Here is a 19,069-nt window from a genome sequence, read left to right as displayed (position 1 = left end):
TTGATAATCTACATAACAGCTTCCAAGAAAATCCTCGTTAGCGTTAATTTAAGTAGCCCGTACCGCAAACCGACACAGGTAGTCAAGGAGAGAATCCTGAGGCGCTCGGAAGATTCATGGTTAAGGAACTAGGCAAATTTACCCTGTAACTTCGGGAGAAGGGGTGCCGTCTTATAGCGATATAAGCGGCTGCAATAAAAAGGTCCAAGCGACTGTTTAACAAAAACACAGGGCATTGCGAAATCGTAAGATGAAGTATAATGCCTGACACCTGCCCGGTGCTTGAAGGTTAAGAGGGGAGCTTAGGGGTAACCCAAAGGTTTGAATCGAAGCCCAAGTAAACGGCGGCCGTAACTATAACGGTCCTAAGGTAGCGAAATTCCTTGTCGGGTAAGTTCCGACCTGCACGAATGGTGTAACGACTTGGACACTGTCTCAACCATGATTCCGGTGAAATTGAAGTATCGGTGAAGATGCCGATTACCCGCAGCGGGACGAAAAGACCCCGTGAACCTTTACTATAGCTTCGCATAGTTGTTGAATACAGAATGTGTAGGATAGGTGGGAGACTTTGAAGTTGCGTCGCTAGGCGTGATGGAGTCATTGTTGAAATACCACCCTTTCTGTATTTGTCATCTAACCTTGCAAAAGGGACGGTGCGTGGTGGGTAGTTTGACTGGGGTGGTCGCCTCCGAAAGTGTAACGGAGGCTTCCCAAGGTTTCCTCAATACGGTTGGTAATCGTATGTAGCGTGTAATGGCATAAGGAAGCTTGACTGCAAGACAAACAGGTCGAGCAGGTACGAAAGTAGGGCATAGTGATCCGGCGGTTCTGTGTGGAAAGGCCGTCGCTCAAAGGATAAAAGGTACTCCGGGGATAACAGGCTGATCTCCCCCAAGAGCTCATATCGACGGGGAGGTTTGGCACCTCGATGTCGGCTCGTCACATCCTGGGGCTGGAGAAGGTCCCAAGGGTTGGGCTGTTCGCCCATTAAAGTGGCACGCGAGCTGGGTTCAGAACGTCGTGAGACAGTTCGGTCTCTATCTGCTGTGGGCGTAGGAAATTTGCGAAGATCTGACTTTAGTACGAGAGGACCGAGTTGGACAAACCTCTAGTGTATCAGTTGTGGTGCTAACTGCATTGCTGAGTAGCTACGTTTGGAACAGATAAGCACTGAAAGCATCTAAGTGCGAAACTGACTTCAAGATGAGATTTCCCTTAAGAAACGTTAAAGATGATGACGTAGATAGGTTGCAGGTGGACGCTTAGAAATAAGTGGAGCTGAGCAATACTAATTTTTCAGTAGTCTTTTGTTAGTGTAGGTTTTCTGATATGCAAACAGAGAATCATAGTTTTTAGAATGTACTATACATCTTATTTTGTTAAAGAACTTTTTAAGAAATTGCTAAAGATTTACAAGAGTAAATCTTTACTTAAGATAAAGGGTGATTATAGCATAGGGGTACACGTCTTTCCATTCCGAACAGAGCCGTTAAGCCCTATTGCGCCGATGGTACTGCGCTATTCGTGGGAGAGTAGGTCATCGCCCGTCATTATATGGACAGATACAGGATTAATAAAGTGAATGTATTTGTGTTGGAAACAAAAATAAAATAAAGCCTTTGTAACATTAGTTATGAAGGCTTTTTTTGGGTTTTGAATCTATGTGAGATGATAACTAGGTAGTATTGTTAAAATTTTATTTTTATGGCAACTTTTAGAGACTACATGTCAGCTTTTCTTTATGTTCTCTTTCCTTATAATTGCTTGGCATGTGGTGGTGTGATAGAGCAAGGAGAAGAAACAATTTGTTCTATATGTAGGATAAATTTCCCTAGAACAAATTTCCATCTAGACAAAGAAAATGTTTTAGCTCAAAAATTTTGGGGAAGAACAAAAATAGATTACGCTATTTCATACGTGTTTTTTAAAAAACAAAATAATGTACAAAGTATGTTGCATTACCTCAAATATAAAGATGCGCCAGAAGTAGGAAAGCTTATAGGAAATTGGTATGGACAAGAGCTTTTGGAAAATGATTTTTATAAAAACTTTGATATTATTATCCCAGTTCCCTTACACCCAAAAAAACTTAGGAAGAGAGGGTATAATCAAAGTGCTTGTTTTGGAAAAGGATTAGCAGAGGTTTGGGAAATTCCTCACTTAGAACATGGATTAAAAAAAATAACTAACACAAAATCACAGACAAAAAAATCAAGAGAAGAAAGATTTAATAATATGAAAAAAGGCTTTACAGTTTCAAATCCAGAAGAAATTAGAGGTAAAAGTATTTTATTAGTAGATGATGTAATTACTACGGGAGCTACTTTGGAAGCTTGTGCAAATCTTCTTTTAGAAAGTGATGCAAAAACAGTTAGTATTGCTACTATTGCAGCAACACAACATTAAAAACTATTTTACTTGAGAAAAACTGATAATTTTTTCAATAAGTCTAAAAATCTCTGAAAAAGTAATTTTATCTAAAATCTGAAAAGAAAGTAGCTGTGCTTTTTTGTGCAGACGAATAATGCTTGTTTTTACATTTTGTGGCTGACTTGGCAGAGCTTCTACCCAAAACTCTACTTCTAGTTTTATTGGTTTTTGAGGTTTTTCTATTTCTAAACTAGTTAATTTATAATCAAGTTGATAAGTAACAAAACTACGATTCATTTTTGGATATGTAAGCCATTTGTAACTCCAGCCTTGTATCTTGGCAAACATGCGAAGTTTTTTCTGACTCAAAATAATTCCTTCGAAACGATTACTCTCTTCTATTTCTTGGTTTTCTATTCTTTCAAAAACAGCTCTAAAAACCTGCTGAAAAGGTTGTTTGACATCTTTTTGTTTTATAAAATTTTGCCAATATTCCAGTTCTTCTTCACTTAATGAAACAGGATGTAGAAGGCGAATCAGAGTGTCATCATCCACTTCAACAGGATTTTTTTCAGCATCTACAAAACGCCCAAAAGAAGACCAAACTGTTTTCCATTCTTTACTATTTTCTGTATTTATTCCTACCTGCCAAATCAAATTTTCTACTACCACTCCCAAAAGTCCGTGATTGGCATAAGCATTTTTCCAATGTGAATAGGTAAATGTTTTTTGTGTCAAATATGTTTTTTCTAAACGCTCTCTTTGTAGTGTGAGTGTTTTCTGTGCTTCGTTGGCTGTATTTTTTAGCTTTTTTATTTTATGAGGAAATTCTTTTTTGAGAGCTGCAGGAACAGTTTTTAATTGTTTTCCATTGGCATCAAACCAAGTTAGTTTTACTTTATTTTCTATCACTTGTATATGATACGCATAGATTTTTTCAGTATTTACTTTTGACTGAATTTCGCCTTCCAAAAAGCCATTTTCTAATCCATAATTGGGCAAATGATTTTCTAAAAGCTCAATAACTTCTAGATTCTGTTTTTTTGCAATTTGAGTGAGTTTTTTTTCTATTAATTTCTTCAAAGAAAGCGACTGTAATTGAATTTGTACAGAAAGAAGTGCTGAAATAGAGCTAATTTTTTTAGTACCCATTTCTATATCAGCTAAAGCATAAATGGCTTGTTCGGAAAGTTTATAAGAAGCAATTCCTGTGATTTTATCAGTTTTAGTTGTTCTGTTTTTTCCTGCTTCAACAGCAAGTTCAGAAAGTAAATCAATAGAGTTTTGGTCTGCTGCAAAAGGTAAGGCACGGATAAGACGAGCAAAAGTAGTTTCGTTTGGGTATTCTAATATATAATTTCGCTCGTGTTCCAATCCAGATTCATCTTCATAAAAAGCTGTTTTAGGTTTTGTCAGAATGACGAGTTCTAACCAGTTATGAAGTGTTTTGCGAAATGGTTTTTCCCCTATCTTTTCTATAATTGGTAAAATCTGCTTTTTATAGCTGCGTGGTGTAAACTCAATTATTTTTTCGAACAAATACGACCAAAGTAATTGTTCTTTTTCGTCTGCATAATCGAAAAATTCGGTTACACTATTTCCCCAAACGTCTTCTTTATTTAACATCAATTTTATAAATTTTTAGACGAAAGCTAAAGCATTCGGTACATTTTCTCACTCTAAAGAGTAAGCTACGTTTATTTAATTTCTTTCATTCTTTCAAAGGGTTGTGTTCTATCAAAAAGATAACGATAAGTAGCGTGTCGCTTTACTTTTTCAGCCTCCAAACTCTCACAAAGCTTAACCATTCCTGTATTAAAATCTCCAATCCAATTAAATTCTATATAATTATATTGATAAGGAGGTATTTTATTCAGATATTTCTTTCTTTCTTCTTGATAGGCGACAACCATTCCTAACTCAACACCTTTTCGCTGAAACTCAGGTGCAACGCCAAATATTACTCCAAAAACAGTTTTGTTTTTCTTTTGCATCTTGTGCCACATAAACTGTAACTTTTGCCATAGCCCAAATTTACCGTTTAAGTGTTTGAAAAGCTGATTGAGTTCGGGCAGCATTACATAAAAGCCGATTGCTTTTCCTTCAAAATAAGCAAACCAAACTAGATTTTCTTCCAAAATAGGTTTCATTTGTTTTAAAAGAGCCTTTGAATCTTCTACCGTGAGTTTGGCAACACCCTCATGATTTCCCCAACTTGCATTATAAACCTCTCTAAAATCTTCTGCGTGTTTATCAATGGTTGCCTTATTAATATGAGCAAAAGAATAACCTTCTCGTGCCATTACTCGGTCTGCAATCTTTTTCAATCTATCTGAAACGTCATACATTTTACGTCCATACGTAAATTGCTGAAAATACTCTTGAAAGCCCCATTTTTCAAAAAAATCTTTGTAATATTCGAAGTGATAACCCATTTGATAATTGGGAGGTTTGTCAAATCCATCAATCAAAACCCCCCACCATTGATTGCGTTCCCCAAAATTGATAGGTGCATCCATAGCTTCCATTCCACGTTCTGAAAGCCATTTTTTAGCCTTATCAAATAAAGCAAAAGCTACCTTTTCATCATTGATGCACTCAAAAAAACCTGCTCCTCCTGTTGGCTGTTTATTATCTTTAAAAACTGTTTTTGGATTGATAAAAGCTGCAATTCGTCCTACTGTTTCGCCCTTATTATCTTGCAAAAGCCAACGAATTGCTTCTGCTCTTATTTCTTTTCCATTATAATTTTCCCTATGATTAAAAAGTGGGTTTTGTGTCTCATCAAATACAATTTCTATATCTTTATTTAAAGGACGAATCCAATATGGATTATCTTTATAGAGACGAGCTGCAAAATTATTAAATTCTTTTTTATCTTCTTTTGTCTTTACTTCTATAAAATTCATCGTACAAATTATTTTTTATCAAATTTTGAATCTGAAAGAACAAATTTACAATTTTTATTTTTGATAAAAATGCTCTATTTAATTACTATCTTCGTTATTGTATAAAATTATATTTTCATCATACACCATTACATAAAAAGAAGTTTCTTTTCATTATAAAATTCTAAAACCATTCTATGAAATCATTATTCTATTTTATATTTTTATTTGCTTTATTATTTAGTTTCGAAACAATGGCACAAACTAAAAATGAAGAGAATAAACGATTTTTTAAATTAATAAATTTGAAAGACAAAGCAAATAAAGGTTTTTTTCAATCTAATAAACAGATTACAAAACTCCTTTTTGAAGGTGCTAAAAATGGAGAGTTGCCAATTTATAAAGTAGATTATAAAGAAGACAAAACGGTAAAAGTAGAGCGTTTGGAAAAAGATTATATGGATAAATTTCAAACACTTTCTACTGACCAGCTTAGTGTTTTGGGAATTGACTATGTCGAAAGCATAAATAATTCTAATAAAACAATTCATATTCAATATCTGCATTTGTTTGTCGCTGGAGAATATTTTTCAGATGCAAAACCTCAACCTGTGGTTTCTTTTCGTTATGAAGATGCAAAACAGTTTTTAGATAACGACCATCGTAGTGTTTGGATTCCTATTCCAAATGATGAAAGTGATGATGAAAATATAGAAAACAGTAACTTTTTCGAAAATCTATTTTTGGCAGATGAAAGCCAACAAGCCAAAATCAGTCAGAAATTAGCGCAGCTTGTCAAAAGTGGAAAAATTACGCCTTACGATTTAGAAGAGTTTGAATATAAAAAGAAGCAAAAAGGGCAAAAAAAACAATTAAAAAAACCTCAAAAAATGAGTGCTGAACAGTTTTTGAATCGTTGGAACTCACTTACAGATGCGCCTATTGGAGAAGTCAGAATTCAAAATATTGATGATAGAATACCTACAAAAGATTCACATGATTTTTTTATATCAAAATGGATTACGGTTTGGAATACGAAAAGTGATTATTTGAAACCTGTTGCAGCTTTTTTAGTGGAGGATATAAAGCCTTTTTTTACTACTGAAAACTCAAATTCTGCAAATAGGAAAATAACTACTTATACAAAAGCGTTACGAAATCAATATTTTGAGGCTAAGAGTATAGTTTGGCAAAATGATGATTTGAAAGACGAGCCTTTTTATAAGGATAATTCTATCAATGCAAACAGTAATCGCTATTTAGATAAGTTGGCTTATTACGTTCGAACAGAAATTTACCTTAATGAAAATGTAAATAAGTCATTATTTCAAGATGAGAAAGAAATTTCTAAGTTACTTTTACAAGCTGCTGAAAATGGAAAATTACAAGCATACGAAGCAAGTTATAATGCAGAAAAAGGGAGTTTTTATGAGAAAGAAATTGACTTTAAAGAAATTAAATCAAATTTACTAAAAGGAAAAAAAGAAAAATCAACTGCTGAAATATTGAATATTAGTGAAGAACAAGTGAAGATAGGAATTTCTTTAGAGCAAGTAGCCGAATTGGAAAAATATAGGAATGAACAAGCAAGAGAACTTTTGGAAGTGAATAATCTTTATACAAATCCTTCTAATAAATTCTTTGTGATGTCTGATATTTCACTTTTAGAGATTGAAAATGAAGTTATTTATGACGTAAAACAAAATCGTTATTATTATCAATCGGCTTATGTTTCTTTGTATGTTCCTGCCGAAAAGTCTAGAATTGAGATTAATAAATTAATAGCCAAATTCAAGATTCAAGATGTTTTGAAAGTTCTTAAAAAAAGTCCAAAAATTACACTTTCAGATTATCAAAAGCAGTTCATTCATCAAAATTTTGAAGAGAAAAAAAGAATTCCAAAACGAGTACATTATGCGTATTTTTTGTGTAAACAAATTTATGTAGGAAATAAATGGCTTGTTGATGGTGTTTTTTTGGAATAGAATTTTTCAAAAAAAGTAGTAAATCATTGCCACAAATTGTAGAGAAGTTGCGTATAGAGAATAAGAAACCCAACAAAAAAATATTTTCATTTAACAAAACACAATTAACTCTTACTCTAATTTTCTATAATTATGTCAAAATTTAATTTAAACTCAAAACAAGAAATAATCGGTTCTGCCAAAAGTGCATTTTCCATTAACTTTCCTTTTTATGTCTTTGCGCTAGGAATTTTACTTGCTTTTTCTGCTTTTCAATGTGAAGGTGAAGATTGTTGTGAAGAACTACCTACTTGTGAGGTAATAGAATGTCAAACTGTATTTTCAGCTAATGTAACAGTAGAAGAAGTAGTTTGTGGTTATGGAGTATGGGAGAATCTTTGGCTTAATGATGGTTCAAATATTTATTTACAGCCTTATTCTTTAGATGAATACACAAAAGCAGATATTGAGAAAATGGAAATAGAAGATAAAATGAGTTTGAAAATTAGTTATCAATATGCATCAAAAGATAGTCGTTATGATGATGCTGTTATTTGTCAAGCCTATCCAGGAGAGAGCAAACCTATTAAAATTATGTCTGTTGAGATTATTAATAACTAGATAGTTTGTAGAATTTATATATCTGAATCACTTCTTTTATCAAGGAAGTGATTTTTTGTTTGTGTAGAATAATTTTGATTCATAGCCAAAAAAAACAAAGACAGCTTTCTGTTAAACTTCACTAAACAATACAGTTTCTCAAAACGAAATTTCATTTTTTTCTGTATATTAGATTAAATAAATAGAAAAAATACTCAAAAAAAACACTTATTTATTAGTGTTCACTATTGAGCCAATTCAAAATATAATTATCTGAATTAGAATAAAAAAACTTATATATTACTCTTATGAAACTAAAATTGCCAACATTAAAGAAACGATTCAAGTACGGTATTGCAGGACTTTTGATTGTCTTCATTACAAGCTCTGCTTTTTATAATCCAAGTGAAAAGTATTTTGAAATTGCTAAAAACCTAGATGTTTTTGCGACCCTTTTTAAAGAAGTAAATACGTGGTATGTAGATGATGTTACACCTGCAAAACTAATGAAAACAGGGATTGATGCGATGCTTGCTTCTCTTGATCCCTACACAAACTATATTTCGGAAGACCAAATTGAAGATTATCGAACGATGACTACTGGCGAGTATAGTGGAATTGGTGCAACAGTCGGAACTAGAGATGGAAGAATATTGATTATGATGCCATTAGAAGGTTTTGCTGCTGATAAAGCAGGTATCAAAATAGGCGATGAGATTGTTGCCATAGACGGAATTTCATTAAAAGATAAAAGCTATGACGAAACAAGTCAGCTTTTGAAAGGACAAGCAAAAACCGATGTGCTACTTTCTATTAAGCGTTATGGATTAGAAAAACCACTAGATATTACAGTTACTAGAGAAAAAATTCAGACGTATAATGTTCCTTATTCTGGAATGGTAACAGAGGATATTGGAATGATAAAACTTACTGATTTTACTCGTGATGCTAGTAAAGAAGTAAGAGATGCTTTATTAGATTTGAAGGCAAAAGGAGCTAAAAAAATTATTTTTGATGTCAGAGGAAATCCAGGAGGACTTTTGGATGAAGCTGTCAAAATTTCTAATATTTTTGTAGAAAAAGGAAAAGAAATTGTCAGTACGAAAGGAAAAGTAAAAGATTGGAACAAAACCTATAACGGACTTGCAGAAGCAACAGATACAGAAATTCCGTTGGTTGTCTTGACAAGTGGAACAAGTGCATCGGCTGCCGAAATCGTTTCTGGAGTAATGCAAGATTATGATAGAGGAGTTTTGATTGGAGAAAACACGTATGGAAAAGGGCTTGTACAGGCTACTCGTTCGCTTTCTTATAATTCGAAACTAAAAGTTACGATAGCAAAATATTATATTCCGAGTGGAAGATGTATTCAAGCGATTGATTATGCTAATAGAAACGAAGATGGAAGCGTTGGCAAAGTAGCTGATTCGCTTCGTATGCCTTTTAAAACAGCTGCTGGACGTGTAGTTTATGATGGTGGTGGTGTGAAGCCAGATATTGCCATCGAACACGACTTTTATGCACCAGTTACTCAAACTTTAGTCTTGAAAGGACTTTTATCTGATTATGCAAATAAATATTATTTTGAAAATAAAACGATTGCAGAGGCAAAAGAATTTAATCTGACTACTGCTGAATATGATGCGTTTATCAAATGGCTTTCTACACAAGAATATGACTATACAACTAAAGTAGAAAAAATGGTAAAACATTTGGAAGAGACAGCTCAAAAAGAAGAATCCTATGAAGCTTTAAAACCTCAAATTGATGAGTTTAAGAAAAGTATTGCTCATAATAAAGATAAAGATTTACGTACTCATAAAGCTGAAATTATAGAACTTTTAGAGCAAGAAATAGCAAAACGTTATTATTTAGAAAGAGGACAAATGGAAGCTACTTTTGATGATGATTTAGACTTGAAAGCAGCTATCGAAGTCTTGAATGATGAAGCTAGATATAAGAAGATATTGAGCGCACAATAAAATTAACAGACTATAATCAAAACAAAGACGGTATTTCGAAAGAAATATCGTTTTTTTGTGAAAAAAAGTGTCTATTTTTAAATTAAAAGTATTTGTTTCTAGAACTAATTCTAAACTACATGAAATCACTTTTGATGCAATTTATAAGATGGAGTTTCTTCCTTCTTTGGGTGTTTTCCTCCGTTATAATTCTTGCTTTATTATCAGGTACATCAGAATCTTTATTTGACTTAATTCTTTATTTTATATACTTTGTTTGGTTAATGATAGGTTGTGGTTTTGTTTACTTTTGGTATGAAATTTTTGAAGAAAAACAGAAGAAAATTTACTTAATTCCTTGTGGAATTGTGATTGTTTTTTTCTTGTCTTCAGTTGGAGTTTATCTTCATAAGACGTATAAGATGCGTAAAGATTATTTTTTATATGCTTATCATCCAACTAATTCTCACCATCAATGGAAATATTATTTTAGAGATGATAATACACTCAAAGTTCATGGACTTTATATGATGAGAGAGGAATATAATTTTTATGATTTTGAAATGCGAGGAGATACATTGTTTTTTGATAAAATACTGAGTTATGAAGGATTAGAATCTAAAGTTTATTTAAAACAAAACGAAGAAAAAACAGATTCTACTTTTTTAATTCCATTAGATTCGTTATTTCACCCAGTAGATTCTTTAGAAAAAATGATTGTAGGAGAATAGACATTTTTACAACTTACTATTTAAATATCATAATATTAAACATAAACTATCTTGAACCAACTCTCAAAAAGCCGTAGCCCTTATTTACTCCAACACGCTCAAAACCCTGTCCATTGGCAGATGTGGAATAATGAAACATTAGAAAAAGCTAGAAAAGAAGATAAACCGATTCTAGTAAGTATTGGTTATTCTGCCTGTCATTGGTGTCATGTGATGGAACACGAAAGCTTTGAAAATGAAGCTGTTGCAGCAGCCATGAACGAGTATTTTGTTTGTATAAAAGTAGATAGAGAAGAACGTCCAGATGTCGATGCAATCTATATGGAAGCTGTGCAAATGATGGGCGTTTCGGGAGGTTGGCCACTCAATGTTTTCTTGACTTCAGAGGCAAAACCATTTTGGGGAGGGACTTACTTCCCTGCCAATCAATGGAAAGATATTGTAAGACAAATAGGAACAGCCTACCAAAATCAGAGAGAAGAGGTAGAAGAATCTGCCAAAAAAGTAACTAAAGTATTGTCTATTTCGACACTAGAAAGGTATAATTTAAAAGATGTATCAGAATTTGATGCTACGATTTTGGAAAAAGCATTTGAGAGTTTTGAAAAACATTTTGATACAGAAATGGGAGGAGTTGGACAAGCTCCAAAGTTTCCAATGCCTTCGTATTATCTGTTTTTACTTCGCTATTATGATTATTTGAATAAGCAAGATGAAGAGAAAAGTAATATAACAAATCCTATAAAATCAAAAATTCTATCACAGGTTCATTTGACCTTAAATAAAATGGGACAGGGTGGAATGTACGACCAAATAGGAGGTGGATTTGCTCGTTATTCTGTTGATAAAGAATGGTTTGCGCCTCATTTTGAAAAAATGCTTTATGATAATGCACAACTTTTATCACTTTATGCAGAAGCTTATACAATTACAGAAAATAAAAATCAGAAAAATGTTTATAGCGAAATAATCGAACAAACAACAGAGTTTTTGATAAGAGAATTACAAAATGAGAGTAATAAAAATAATGGCTTTTATTCAGCTTTAGATGCTGATAGTGAAGGAAAAGAAGGAAAGTTTTACACTTGGACAATTGACGAAATAGAACATATTTTTACAAATCATATCTTCGAAAATTCTGAAAGTCAAGAGGAAGATTTACAACTTTTTAAAGACTACTATTCTATAAAACCAGTAGGAAATTGGGAAAGTCCACACGCAACAGAAGGAGCAAATATTTTGTACAGAAAGGATACAGATGAAGCGTTTGCAAAAGAAAAAGGGATTGAATTAAGTATTTTGAAAAGCAAAGTAAAGGAATGGCAAAATCATTTTTTAGAAATTAGAGAAAATAGAGTTCGCCCTAGCCTAGATGATAAAATCCTGACTTCTTGGAATGCTCTTTTGATAAAAGGTTTTTGTAATGTATATTCTGCTCTAGGACAACATAACGACAGTGAAAAATATTTAGATTTAGCTTTACAAACAGCTGAATTTATAGAAAATAATCTTTTTGATAAAGAAAGTAACCTAAAATTATATCATACTTTTAAAAATGAAACTGCCGAAATTGATGGTTTTTTAGAAGATTATGCACTTCTGATTGAAGCATATATTACGCTGTATCAAGTTTGTTTTGATGAGAAGTGGATTTTACGAGCTGATGAATTGACAAAATTTGTTTTTGCGAATTTCTACGATAAAGAAGAAAAGCTATTTTATTTTACAAATCAAAACGACGGAGAAAAATTAGTTGCTCAAAAGAAAGAAATTTTTGATAATGTAATTTCTTCTTCTAATTCTGTAATGGCGACAAATTTATATTTTTTAGGAGTAATTTTAGGAAATAATTCATACAAGCAAACAAGCAAGGAAATGCTAGGAAAAGTGGCATTACTCATTGCAGCCGAACCACGACACGTTTCTAATTGGGGTTCACTTTTTACCTATTTCCTCACTCCAACTCCAGAGGTGGTAATCGTAGGAGAAAACTATAAAGAAACAATAAAAGAAATTTCTAGTTTTTATATTCCAAATAAAATAATTGTTGCAGTCAAAAGTGAGGAGGAAGGAAAAAAATCTGCTTTGCCACTTCTAGAAATGCGATTAGTTATGAATAATCAAACGACGATTTATGTTTGTAAAAATAAAATGTGTCAATTACCTGTAAATAGTGTAGAAGAGGCTTTGAAGCAGATTTAATAGTTTATGTATTTTATCTCATCAATAAAAAAAAACGAATGACTTTTATTCAAAAATCATTCGTTTTAAAGTTTAGATTCATATCTTAATTTTCAGGTTTGCCATCTCCTATCCAACATTCAAGAGCCTTTATTTCTGCATCCGTCAGTTCAAGACCAGAAGAAGCAGGGGGCATAGAACGAGCAGAAGCACGAGCAAAAACTCGTGAAGAACTTTGAGAAACACCTTCAAAAGTAGATAAATTTGGAGACTGATTACCCGAATGACAACCTGAAATAGCACAATTTGTATTGATAATAGAAGCAATATTATTTGTGTAATTTATACCTGTTTTTAATGTTGCTTGAGCTGTTGCTTCACAGTTTTCTGAATCTTTTACCGTAATTGTATATTCTTTGGCAGTTAAGTTTTCAAAAACATTACTGTTCTGAAATACACCTCCATCAATTTTATATTGAAAATTTCCACTTCCACCAGTTGCTGTAACTGTTATTTTTCCATTTTCAGAATCACAGTCTGCATTTTGAAAGGCTAAAGAAACAGTAGGTGCATCGGCATTTTCGACAGTAGCTTGACTTTCTTTAGTACAACCTTCGCTATCTTTTACTGTAACAGTATATTCTCCAGCAGCTAGATTTTCAAAAAGATTGCTACTTTGAAAGTCTCCGTTTCCTAACTTATAAGTCAATGCTCCTGTTCCCCCTGCGCCTGTGGCAGTTATCGAACCTGTATTGCTTGAACAGCCTGTGCTTTCAGAAGTTAATGATAATGTAGGAGGAGAACTACAAGGATTTGTATCTACTGGGTCTGGTGTTGGCTCTTCTTCACTACCTCCACAAGAAAAAAGAAGAATACTAGAAAAGAGCGTAAAAAATAGAAGAACAAATAAATAGTTATTTTTCATAAAATAGAAAAGTTTGAGATAAGTTGTAAAAAAGTAATGATTAGAAGGGTATTTTTTTTCAATATAATAATTATAATTGAATTAGGTTATACTTTGTTAAGCTCATTTAAGAATGCTACTAACTTTCTTGTTGCGATGGCTCTATGGCTAATTTTATTTTTTTCTGATAAAGGCATTTGAGCAAAAGTTTCTTCATAGCCATTAGGAATAAAAATAGGGTCATAACCAAAACCATCATTTCCTGTGGGCTGGTTTATAATTTTTCCTTTTATTATTCCCTCAAACTGATGTTTCTTACCATCTATAACAAGCGTAAAAACAGTTTTGAATTGTGCTTTGCGATTTGTATTTCCTTCTGCTTCCTTCTCTTTCAAGTTTTTCAAAACTAATTTCATGTTCTCTTTTGAATCTCTGTATGAACCACTAATTTTGTCTGCATACATAGCAGAATCTACCCCTGGTTCTCCATTTAGAGCCTCAACTTCTAATCCTGTATCATCGGCAAAGCAATTTGTATCATAATTCTGATAAACATACATGGCTTTCTGTTCCGAATTTCCCTCAATAGTCTGTGTAGTTTCAGGGATTTCTTCTGTACAACCAATTTCCTTCAAACTAACTAATTGAATAGTGGAGGGTAGGGCAGCAGTTACTTCTTTTATTTTTTTTGCATTATTGGTAGCAAAACATATTTTCATGATTTATGTATTTTTGTTAGCTGAAATTTTTACAAATCTAATTATTTTTAGCTTAGTTGAAGTTAAAATAGAAGTAAATGAAAACATATCTTTAAAATTCCGTTAGACTAAATAGTTTTAAAATCTGTAGTAAAAATCATGCACATCCACAAAATAAACTCAAACTCAGAAGAACATCAAAATCTCTTAGCTCAAAATCGAAAAGACCCAATTACAGGCGATTCTATTTTGGAAGGCGAGGAGGTGGTTTTTTGTGCAGGTTGTAAATCTGTTTTTTTACGTGAGACGTGGGAGTATTTGGGAAATAGGCATTGTGAGCAGAAAGAAACTTTGATTGATTTCCCTTTGAATTATGCCCCAATTCTTCTCAAGGCATCTGAGCAACTTTTATTTTATAGTTACCTTGCTTCAAACAATGGGTTTACAGATACTATACCTAGAATTGACAGGAGTATTTGGAACTTTAGAGGACAGCTTACTCAGACTAATGGAGAACTTAAAGATATATTGAATATAGTAGGGTTTATAGTAGTATTGGGAGTTTTTGCTACTATTTTAATCACTAAAAATGCTTTATTTATTCTACTTTTAATTTTAATTTTTGTAATTATTTTCATTCTAAAACAAAACCTACCAAGTAGTAAAACTAATGAAATAACTACATTTCATAAAGAATTTAACGATACTGTTTTTTATATTTCAGACAAAAAAATAGGTTTTAGTACCTCTTTTGGAACTGAAGATTATGCTTCAGATTTTGCTGATATTCAATCTATATCCTTAGATTTTTCACAGTTTACTAGTTTCTCTTCTGCTTTTGGTGATTGTATTATTGAAGATAGGAATAGAGGGCAGATAAAATTTCGTCTCAATTACTTTGAAATATCAGAAAATGATAGTTTGTTGAAAACATTAAACTTTCTAAATAAGAAATATAGCATTGAAATAAATATTAGAACTAATAGCAGAAAAAATAAACAACACATAGAGACTTTTATAAAGTTAGAACAATCTAAAATTAATTTCTCACTTACGAATTGAAAATATAGTTTAACTATACACAAAAAATATAAATGCACGTTCACAAAATAAACCCAAACTCAGAAGAACATCAAAATTTCTTAGCTCAAAACCGAAAAGACCCAATTACAGGAGATTCTATTTTGGAAGGCGACGAGGTGGTTTTTTGTGCAGGTTGTAAGTCTGTTTTTTTACGTGAGACGTGGGAGTATTTGAGAAATAGGCATTGTGAGCAGTCTGGAACTTTGGTTGATTTTCCTTTGAAACAAACTATCCAAGTGAAAGTGGATAACAAAATTTTATTTTATAAATCGTTAGGCACAAATGGAGAAAATCAACTTAATATACCTAATAAAGTAAAACAAATTCCTTGGATATATAAGGAAAGTTTTTTATCTCCTTATGATAAATTTCAAGAAAGTAATATTTATACAAGCTTATTTATTTTATTTTTTGGTATTATCTCTTTGGGGATGTCTTTCTATACTAATAACTTTTTCTATTGTGGGCTAGTGTTAGTAATGCTTTTTTTATTATTGATTGTAGGAGCAATTCACGATTCATATTATATAAAAAAGGTAAACCAAATGTATAAAAAATTCTCTAATAATACATTTTATATCTCTAAAAAATCAATAGGTTTTGCAACAAAATATGGTAAAAAACACTATACTTTACCTATTGAATATATTGAAAAGGTAGTTTTTCGCCATATAGACACGAGAGTTAAAAATAAGTATTTCATTTTTTATTATAACACAAAAGGTATTGATAAACTTGAACATATTACTTGCTACTTATCTGATGAGACATTTGAAGATCCATATTTATTATTTGATGCTCTACAGGTTTTATCAAAAAATAAGAATATTGAGGTTGAAATAGAAAGCATAGAAAGAAGCACAATTATTCATCTTGAAACGTTGAACAAGAAATGGGAAACTAATTTTGTTATTACACACCAACCTGAAAAATCTTCATTTTTTGATAATTTATTTTCTTAAACATGCACGTTCACAAAATAAATCCAAACTCACAAGAACACCAAAGTTTCTTAGCTCAAAACCGAAAAGACCCAATTACAGGCGATTCTATTTTGGAAGGCGATGAGGTAGTTTTTTGTGCAGGTTGTAAATCTGTTTTTTTGAGAGATACATGGGAGTATTTGGGGAAACGGCATTGTGAGCAGTCTAGAACTTTGATTGATTTTCCTTTAAGTTCTGCTAGTTTAATAATTCAGAAATCAGAATTTATTTTGTTTTATGAGCAGTTGCCACCAGCAGGAAAACAAGGAAGTAAAATTCCTAGTGGGTTAGATTCTGCTACATGGAACACTAAAAAAGGAGAATTGGCAAATTTTGAATACGATTTCTACATGACTCCTACTTTCTATACCATTATTACTTTCGGCTTTATAGTGGGAATTACTTTTTGTGTAACATTGAAATCATTTTTCCCTATTTTTGGCTCTGTTGCTTTTTTTATATTATTATCTTTAATTGCAGTGCAAGAAGAAAAAGCACAAGCAAAAAAACTCAAAACAGCTCATAAATATTTTCATGATAATGTTTTTTATATTTCCAAAACAGGAATAGGTTTTAGTAGTAGATACGGACTAAAAGAATATACTCTACCAATAATTAATATTCATTCTTTAGAATTTCAATTTTCTTTTTCTTTCTTTTCTGGCAGTTATTGTATTATCAAAGATATAAACGGAAATAAAGTGAAATTTTTGATTACTAATTACCTAAAAGAGCATAAAAACACTCAGTTTTTAGAAGCACTACACAGTATGAATCAAGATGCTATTTGTTCTATCAAAATACAAATAGAAGATAATGCTTTGCTTTATAATATGTTAGAAAACGAAATACAACAAAACGGTTATGCTATTTCTATTTCAAGAAAATAACAAACTATGAACACCCATAAAATAAACCCAAGCTCACAAGAACATCAAAATTTCTTAGCTCAAAACCGAAAAGACCCAATTACAGGTAATTCTATTTCAGTAGGCGATGAGGTAGTTTTTTGTGCAAGTTGTAAGTCTGTTTTTTTACGTGATACGTGGGAGTATTTGGAAAATCGGCATTGTGAGCAGTCTAGAACTTTGTCAAAGTTTCCTATTGACTCTTCTATTTTTTTGAAAGCTAAAGAAGTTACTTTACTATACTATATTTCAGCCTCAAAGAATTCTCCTGTCTATAAATCAAAAAAAGTAAAAAAAAATCCTTGGATTAAAAATTCCAATAAGATTATGCCTTATCAAGAGTTTTTTCAAAGTTGGTTATTTATTGTCTTGATTGTATTAGGATTAGTATCTAGTATTTTATTGACATTATTATTTCAAACACCTTATATAGCATTTGGAGGTTTTATATATGTAGTAATACTATTATTTACTCCTTTAATCCCTGTTCATTACTATGGCTCAAAACTTCCTACATTTCATAGAAAACTTCGAACTAATTCATTTTATATCACTGATAAATCAATAGGTTTTTCTAATATGTACGGTATGAAAGAATATATTTTACCTGTGGAAATCATTGAGAAGTTAGAGTTTCAAGAAAATATAGGTTTTTATAATAATGCTTCTTTTAAAATACATTATAAAAAAGATGGAGTTATGGAAGTTGCAAACTGTACTTTGCCAAGTAAAATTTATGAAAATACGAAGTTTTTTCAAGCTCTTGATATAGTATCTAGTTCAGCTTCATTTGTTATTACAATGAAGATTGAAGAAAAAAAGACTCTAACTTGTATTAGAAATGTAATTGATGAAGAAAATCAGAAATTTGTAATAGAGAATATACAATAAATGAACATTCACAAAATAAACCCAAACTCAGAAGAACACCAAAGTTTCTTATCCCAAAACCGAAAAGACCCAATTACAGGCGATGCTATTTTGGAAGGCGATGAGGTAGTTTTTTGTACAGGTTGTAAATCTGTATTTTTACTTGATACGTGGGAATATTTGGGGAAACGGCATTGTGAGCAGTCTGAAACATTAGGCAAATTCCCTACTCAAAAGGAAATTCGCTTAAAGGTAGAAGATTCTATTTTGTTTTATACTTCATTACCAAAATCAGGGAAATCTCAAACCAGTATTCCTAGAAAAGCAAAAAAAGAACCTTGGCTCAAAAAATCTCAACAGATTTCTCCTTACCAAGATATTTTGCATCATCCTTTTATGAAATTTGGTAAAATTGCAGCTATGGCATTATTCTATGTGCTATTTGTCTCAAAATTAAACCTTTCTTTTTTTCCATTGATTTATGTTCCTTTTATACTAGAAGCTCTTATTTGGATACACGATTGGCATTACGGAAAAAAAATAGAATCTGTCTATCAACATTTTAAAAACAATACGTTTTATATTACCAAAAAATCAGTTGGTTTTTCTAGTAAATACGGGATAAATGAGTTTGTACTGTCAGCAGAGCAGATAGATGAAATTGTTTTTCATGAAAAAGATAGCTTTTTTACCAATAGTTATTGTCAAATCTATTACCGAAGAGAAGGAATGACAAAAGTAACAAAATTTCAAATTGATAGTGATATTTTCAATAATTCTAGTAACTTGGTTGCAGCTTTAAATACGCTATCGATAACTTATAATGTGCCAATACGTATAGAAAGTAGGAAAGAAAACACGCTGTATTATGTCCAAAAAATGATTGCAGAGGGCAACTCTAACTTTCGTATTTCGAATTAGAAAA

At 31.9% G+C, this 19,069-nt stretch carries 15 protein-coding genes and 2 rRNA genes (1 of these 17 cut by a window edge); 13 read left to right on the top strand and 4 right to left on the bottom strand.

What is annotated here, in order from left to right; genetic code table 11:
• The 3 genes from WAF17_RS03045 to WAF17_RS03035 form a co-directional block, all read left to right on the top strand.
• Positions 1-1,316 (top strand): 23S ribosomal RNA (locus WAF17_RS03045); it begins 1,570 nt to the left of the window's first position.
• 125 nt (positions 1,317-1,441) lie between these two features.
• A 5S ribosomal RNA gene (gene rrf / locus WAF17_RS03040) occupies positions 1,442-1,552 on the top strand.
• Between the two features lie 155 nt (positions 1,553-1,707).
• On the top strand, positions 1,708-2,409 hold the full coding sequence (locus WAF17_RS03035) for a ComF family protein (protein ID WP_338766100.1): 702 nt from the start codon (positions 1,708-1,710) through the stop codon (positions 2,407-2,409).
• A gap of 3 nt (positions 2,410-2,412) precedes the next feature.
• Here WAF17_RS03035 and WAF17_RS03030 read toward each other — a convergent pair whose 3' ends face one another.
• Together WAF17_RS03030 and WAF17_RS03025 are read right to left on the bottom strand one after the other, a co-directional pair.
• Complete coding sequence (locus WAF17_RS03030) at positions 2,413-3,999, bottom strand: DUF4132 domain-containing protein (protein ID WP_338766099.1); 1,587 nt, start codon at positions 3,997-3,999, stop codon at positions 2,413-2,415.
• A gap of 71 nt (positions 4,000-4,070) precedes the next feature.
• Positions 4,071-5,282 (bottom strand): hypothetical protein, encoded by a 1,212-nt coding sequence (locus WAF17_RS03025; RefSeq protein ID WP_338766097.1) that lies wholly within the window; start codon positions 5,280-5,282, stop codon positions 4,071-4,073.
• 176 nt (positions 5,283-5,458) lie between these two features.
• On the opposite strand from WAF17_RS03025, the gene WAF17_RS03020 reads away from it, so the two are divergent.
• The 5 genes from WAF17_RS03020 (at position 5,459) to WAF17_RS03000 (ending at position 12,719) form a co-directional block, all read left to right on the top strand.
• Positions 5,459-7,246, top strand: coding sequence for a hypothetical protein (locus tag WAF17_RS03020; protein WP_338766095.1), 1,788 nt, complete (start codon positions 5,459-5,461; stop codon positions 7,244-7,246).
• 132 nt (positions 7,247-7,378) lie between these two features.
• A complete protein-coding gene (locus tag WAF17_RS03015) occupies positions 7,379-7,846 on the top strand; it encodes a hypothetical protein (RefSeq protein WP_338766093.1) in 468 nt (155 codons plus the stop codon).
• 287 nt (positions 7,847-8,133) lie between these two features.
• Positions 8,134-9,807 (top strand): S41 family peptidase, encoded by a 1,674-nt coding sequence (locus WAF17_RS03010; RefSeq protein ID WP_338766091.1) that lies wholly within the window; start codon positions 8,134-8,136, stop codon positions 9,805-9,807.
• Between the two features lie 119 nt (positions 9,808-9,926).
• Complete coding sequence (locus WAF17_RS03005; protein ID WP_338766089.1) at positions 9,927-10,517, top strand: hypothetical protein; 591 nt, start codon at positions 9,927-9,929, stop codon at positions 10,515-10,517.
• A gap of 51 nt (positions 10,518-10,568) precedes the next feature.
• Complete coding sequence (locus WAF17_RS03000; RefSeq protein WP_338766087.1) at positions 10,569-12,719, top strand: thioredoxin domain-containing protein; 2,151 nt, start codon at positions 10,569-10,571, stop codon at positions 12,717-12,719.
• An 85-nt stretch (positions 12,720-12,804) separates the two neighbouring features.
• On the opposite strand, the gene WAF17_RS02995 is transcribed toward WAF17_RS03000, so the two are convergent.
• Both WAF17_RS02995 and rdgB read right to left on the bottom strand, forming a co-directional pair.
• Positions 12,805-13,623: a SprB repeat-containing protein gene (locus tag WAF17_RS02995; protein ID WP_338766085.1), complete on the bottom strand. Its 819-nt coding sequence runs from the start codon at positions 13,621-13,623 to the stop codon at positions 12,805-12,807.
• A gap of 86 nt (positions 13,624-13,709) precedes the next feature.
• Positions 13,710-14,321, bottom strand: coding sequence for an RdgB/HAM1 family non-canonical purine NTP pyrophosphatase (rdgB, locus tag WAF17_RS02990; protein WP_338766083.1), 612 nt, complete (start codon positions 14,319-14,321; stop codon positions 13,710-13,712).
• A gap of 138 nt (positions 14,322-14,459) precedes the next feature.
• On the opposite strand from rdgB, the gene WAF17_RS02985 reads away from it, so the two are divergent.
• Genes WAF17_RS02985 through WAF17_RS02965 form a run of 5 tightly spaced genes read left to right on the top strand, consistent with a single transcriptional unit; the run spans position 14,460 to position 19,065 of the window.
• The gene (locus WAF17_RS02985) at positions 14,460-15,362 is read left to right on the top strand and encodes a hypothetical protein (protein ID WP_338766081.1); all 903 of its coding nucleotides are present in this window, start codon (positions 14,460-14,462) and stop codon (positions 15,360-15,362) included.
• A 32-nt stretch (positions 15,363-15,394) separates the two neighbouring features.
• Positions 15,395-16,345, top strand: coding sequence for a hypothetical protein (locus WAF17_RS02980; RefSeq protein WP_338766079.1), 951 nt, complete (start codon positions 15,395-15,397; stop codon positions 16,343-16,345).
• 2 nt (positions 16,346-16,347) lie between these two features.
• The gene (locus WAF17_RS02975; protein WP_338766077.1) at positions 16,348-17,256 is read left to right on the top strand and encodes a hypothetical protein; all 909 of its coding nucleotides are present in this window, start codon (positions 16,348-16,350) and stop codon (positions 17,254-17,256) included.
• A gap of 6 nt (positions 17,257-17,262) precedes the next feature.
• Complete coding sequence (locus tag WAF17_RS02970) at positions 17,263-18,165, top strand: hypothetical protein (RefSeq protein WP_338766074.1); 903 nt, start codon at positions 17,263-17,265, stop codon at positions 18,163-18,165.
• Positions 18,166-19,065 carry a hypothetical protein gene (locus tag WAF17_RS02965; protein ID WP_338766071.1) on the top strand — a complete coding sequence of 300 codons (900 nt, stop codon included), beginning with the start codon at positions 18,166-18,168 and terminating at the stop codon, positions 19,063-19,065.
• The last annotated feature ends 4 nt before the right edge of the window (positions 19,066-19,069 follow it).

Origin of the sequence: Bernardetia sp. ABR2-2B (assembly GCF_037126435.1) — a bacterium.
Lineage (GTDB): Bacteria > Bacteroidota > Bacteroidia > Cytophagales > Bernardetiaceae > Bernardetia.
This window is presented reverse-complemented; position numbering and strand designations above follow the sequence as displayed.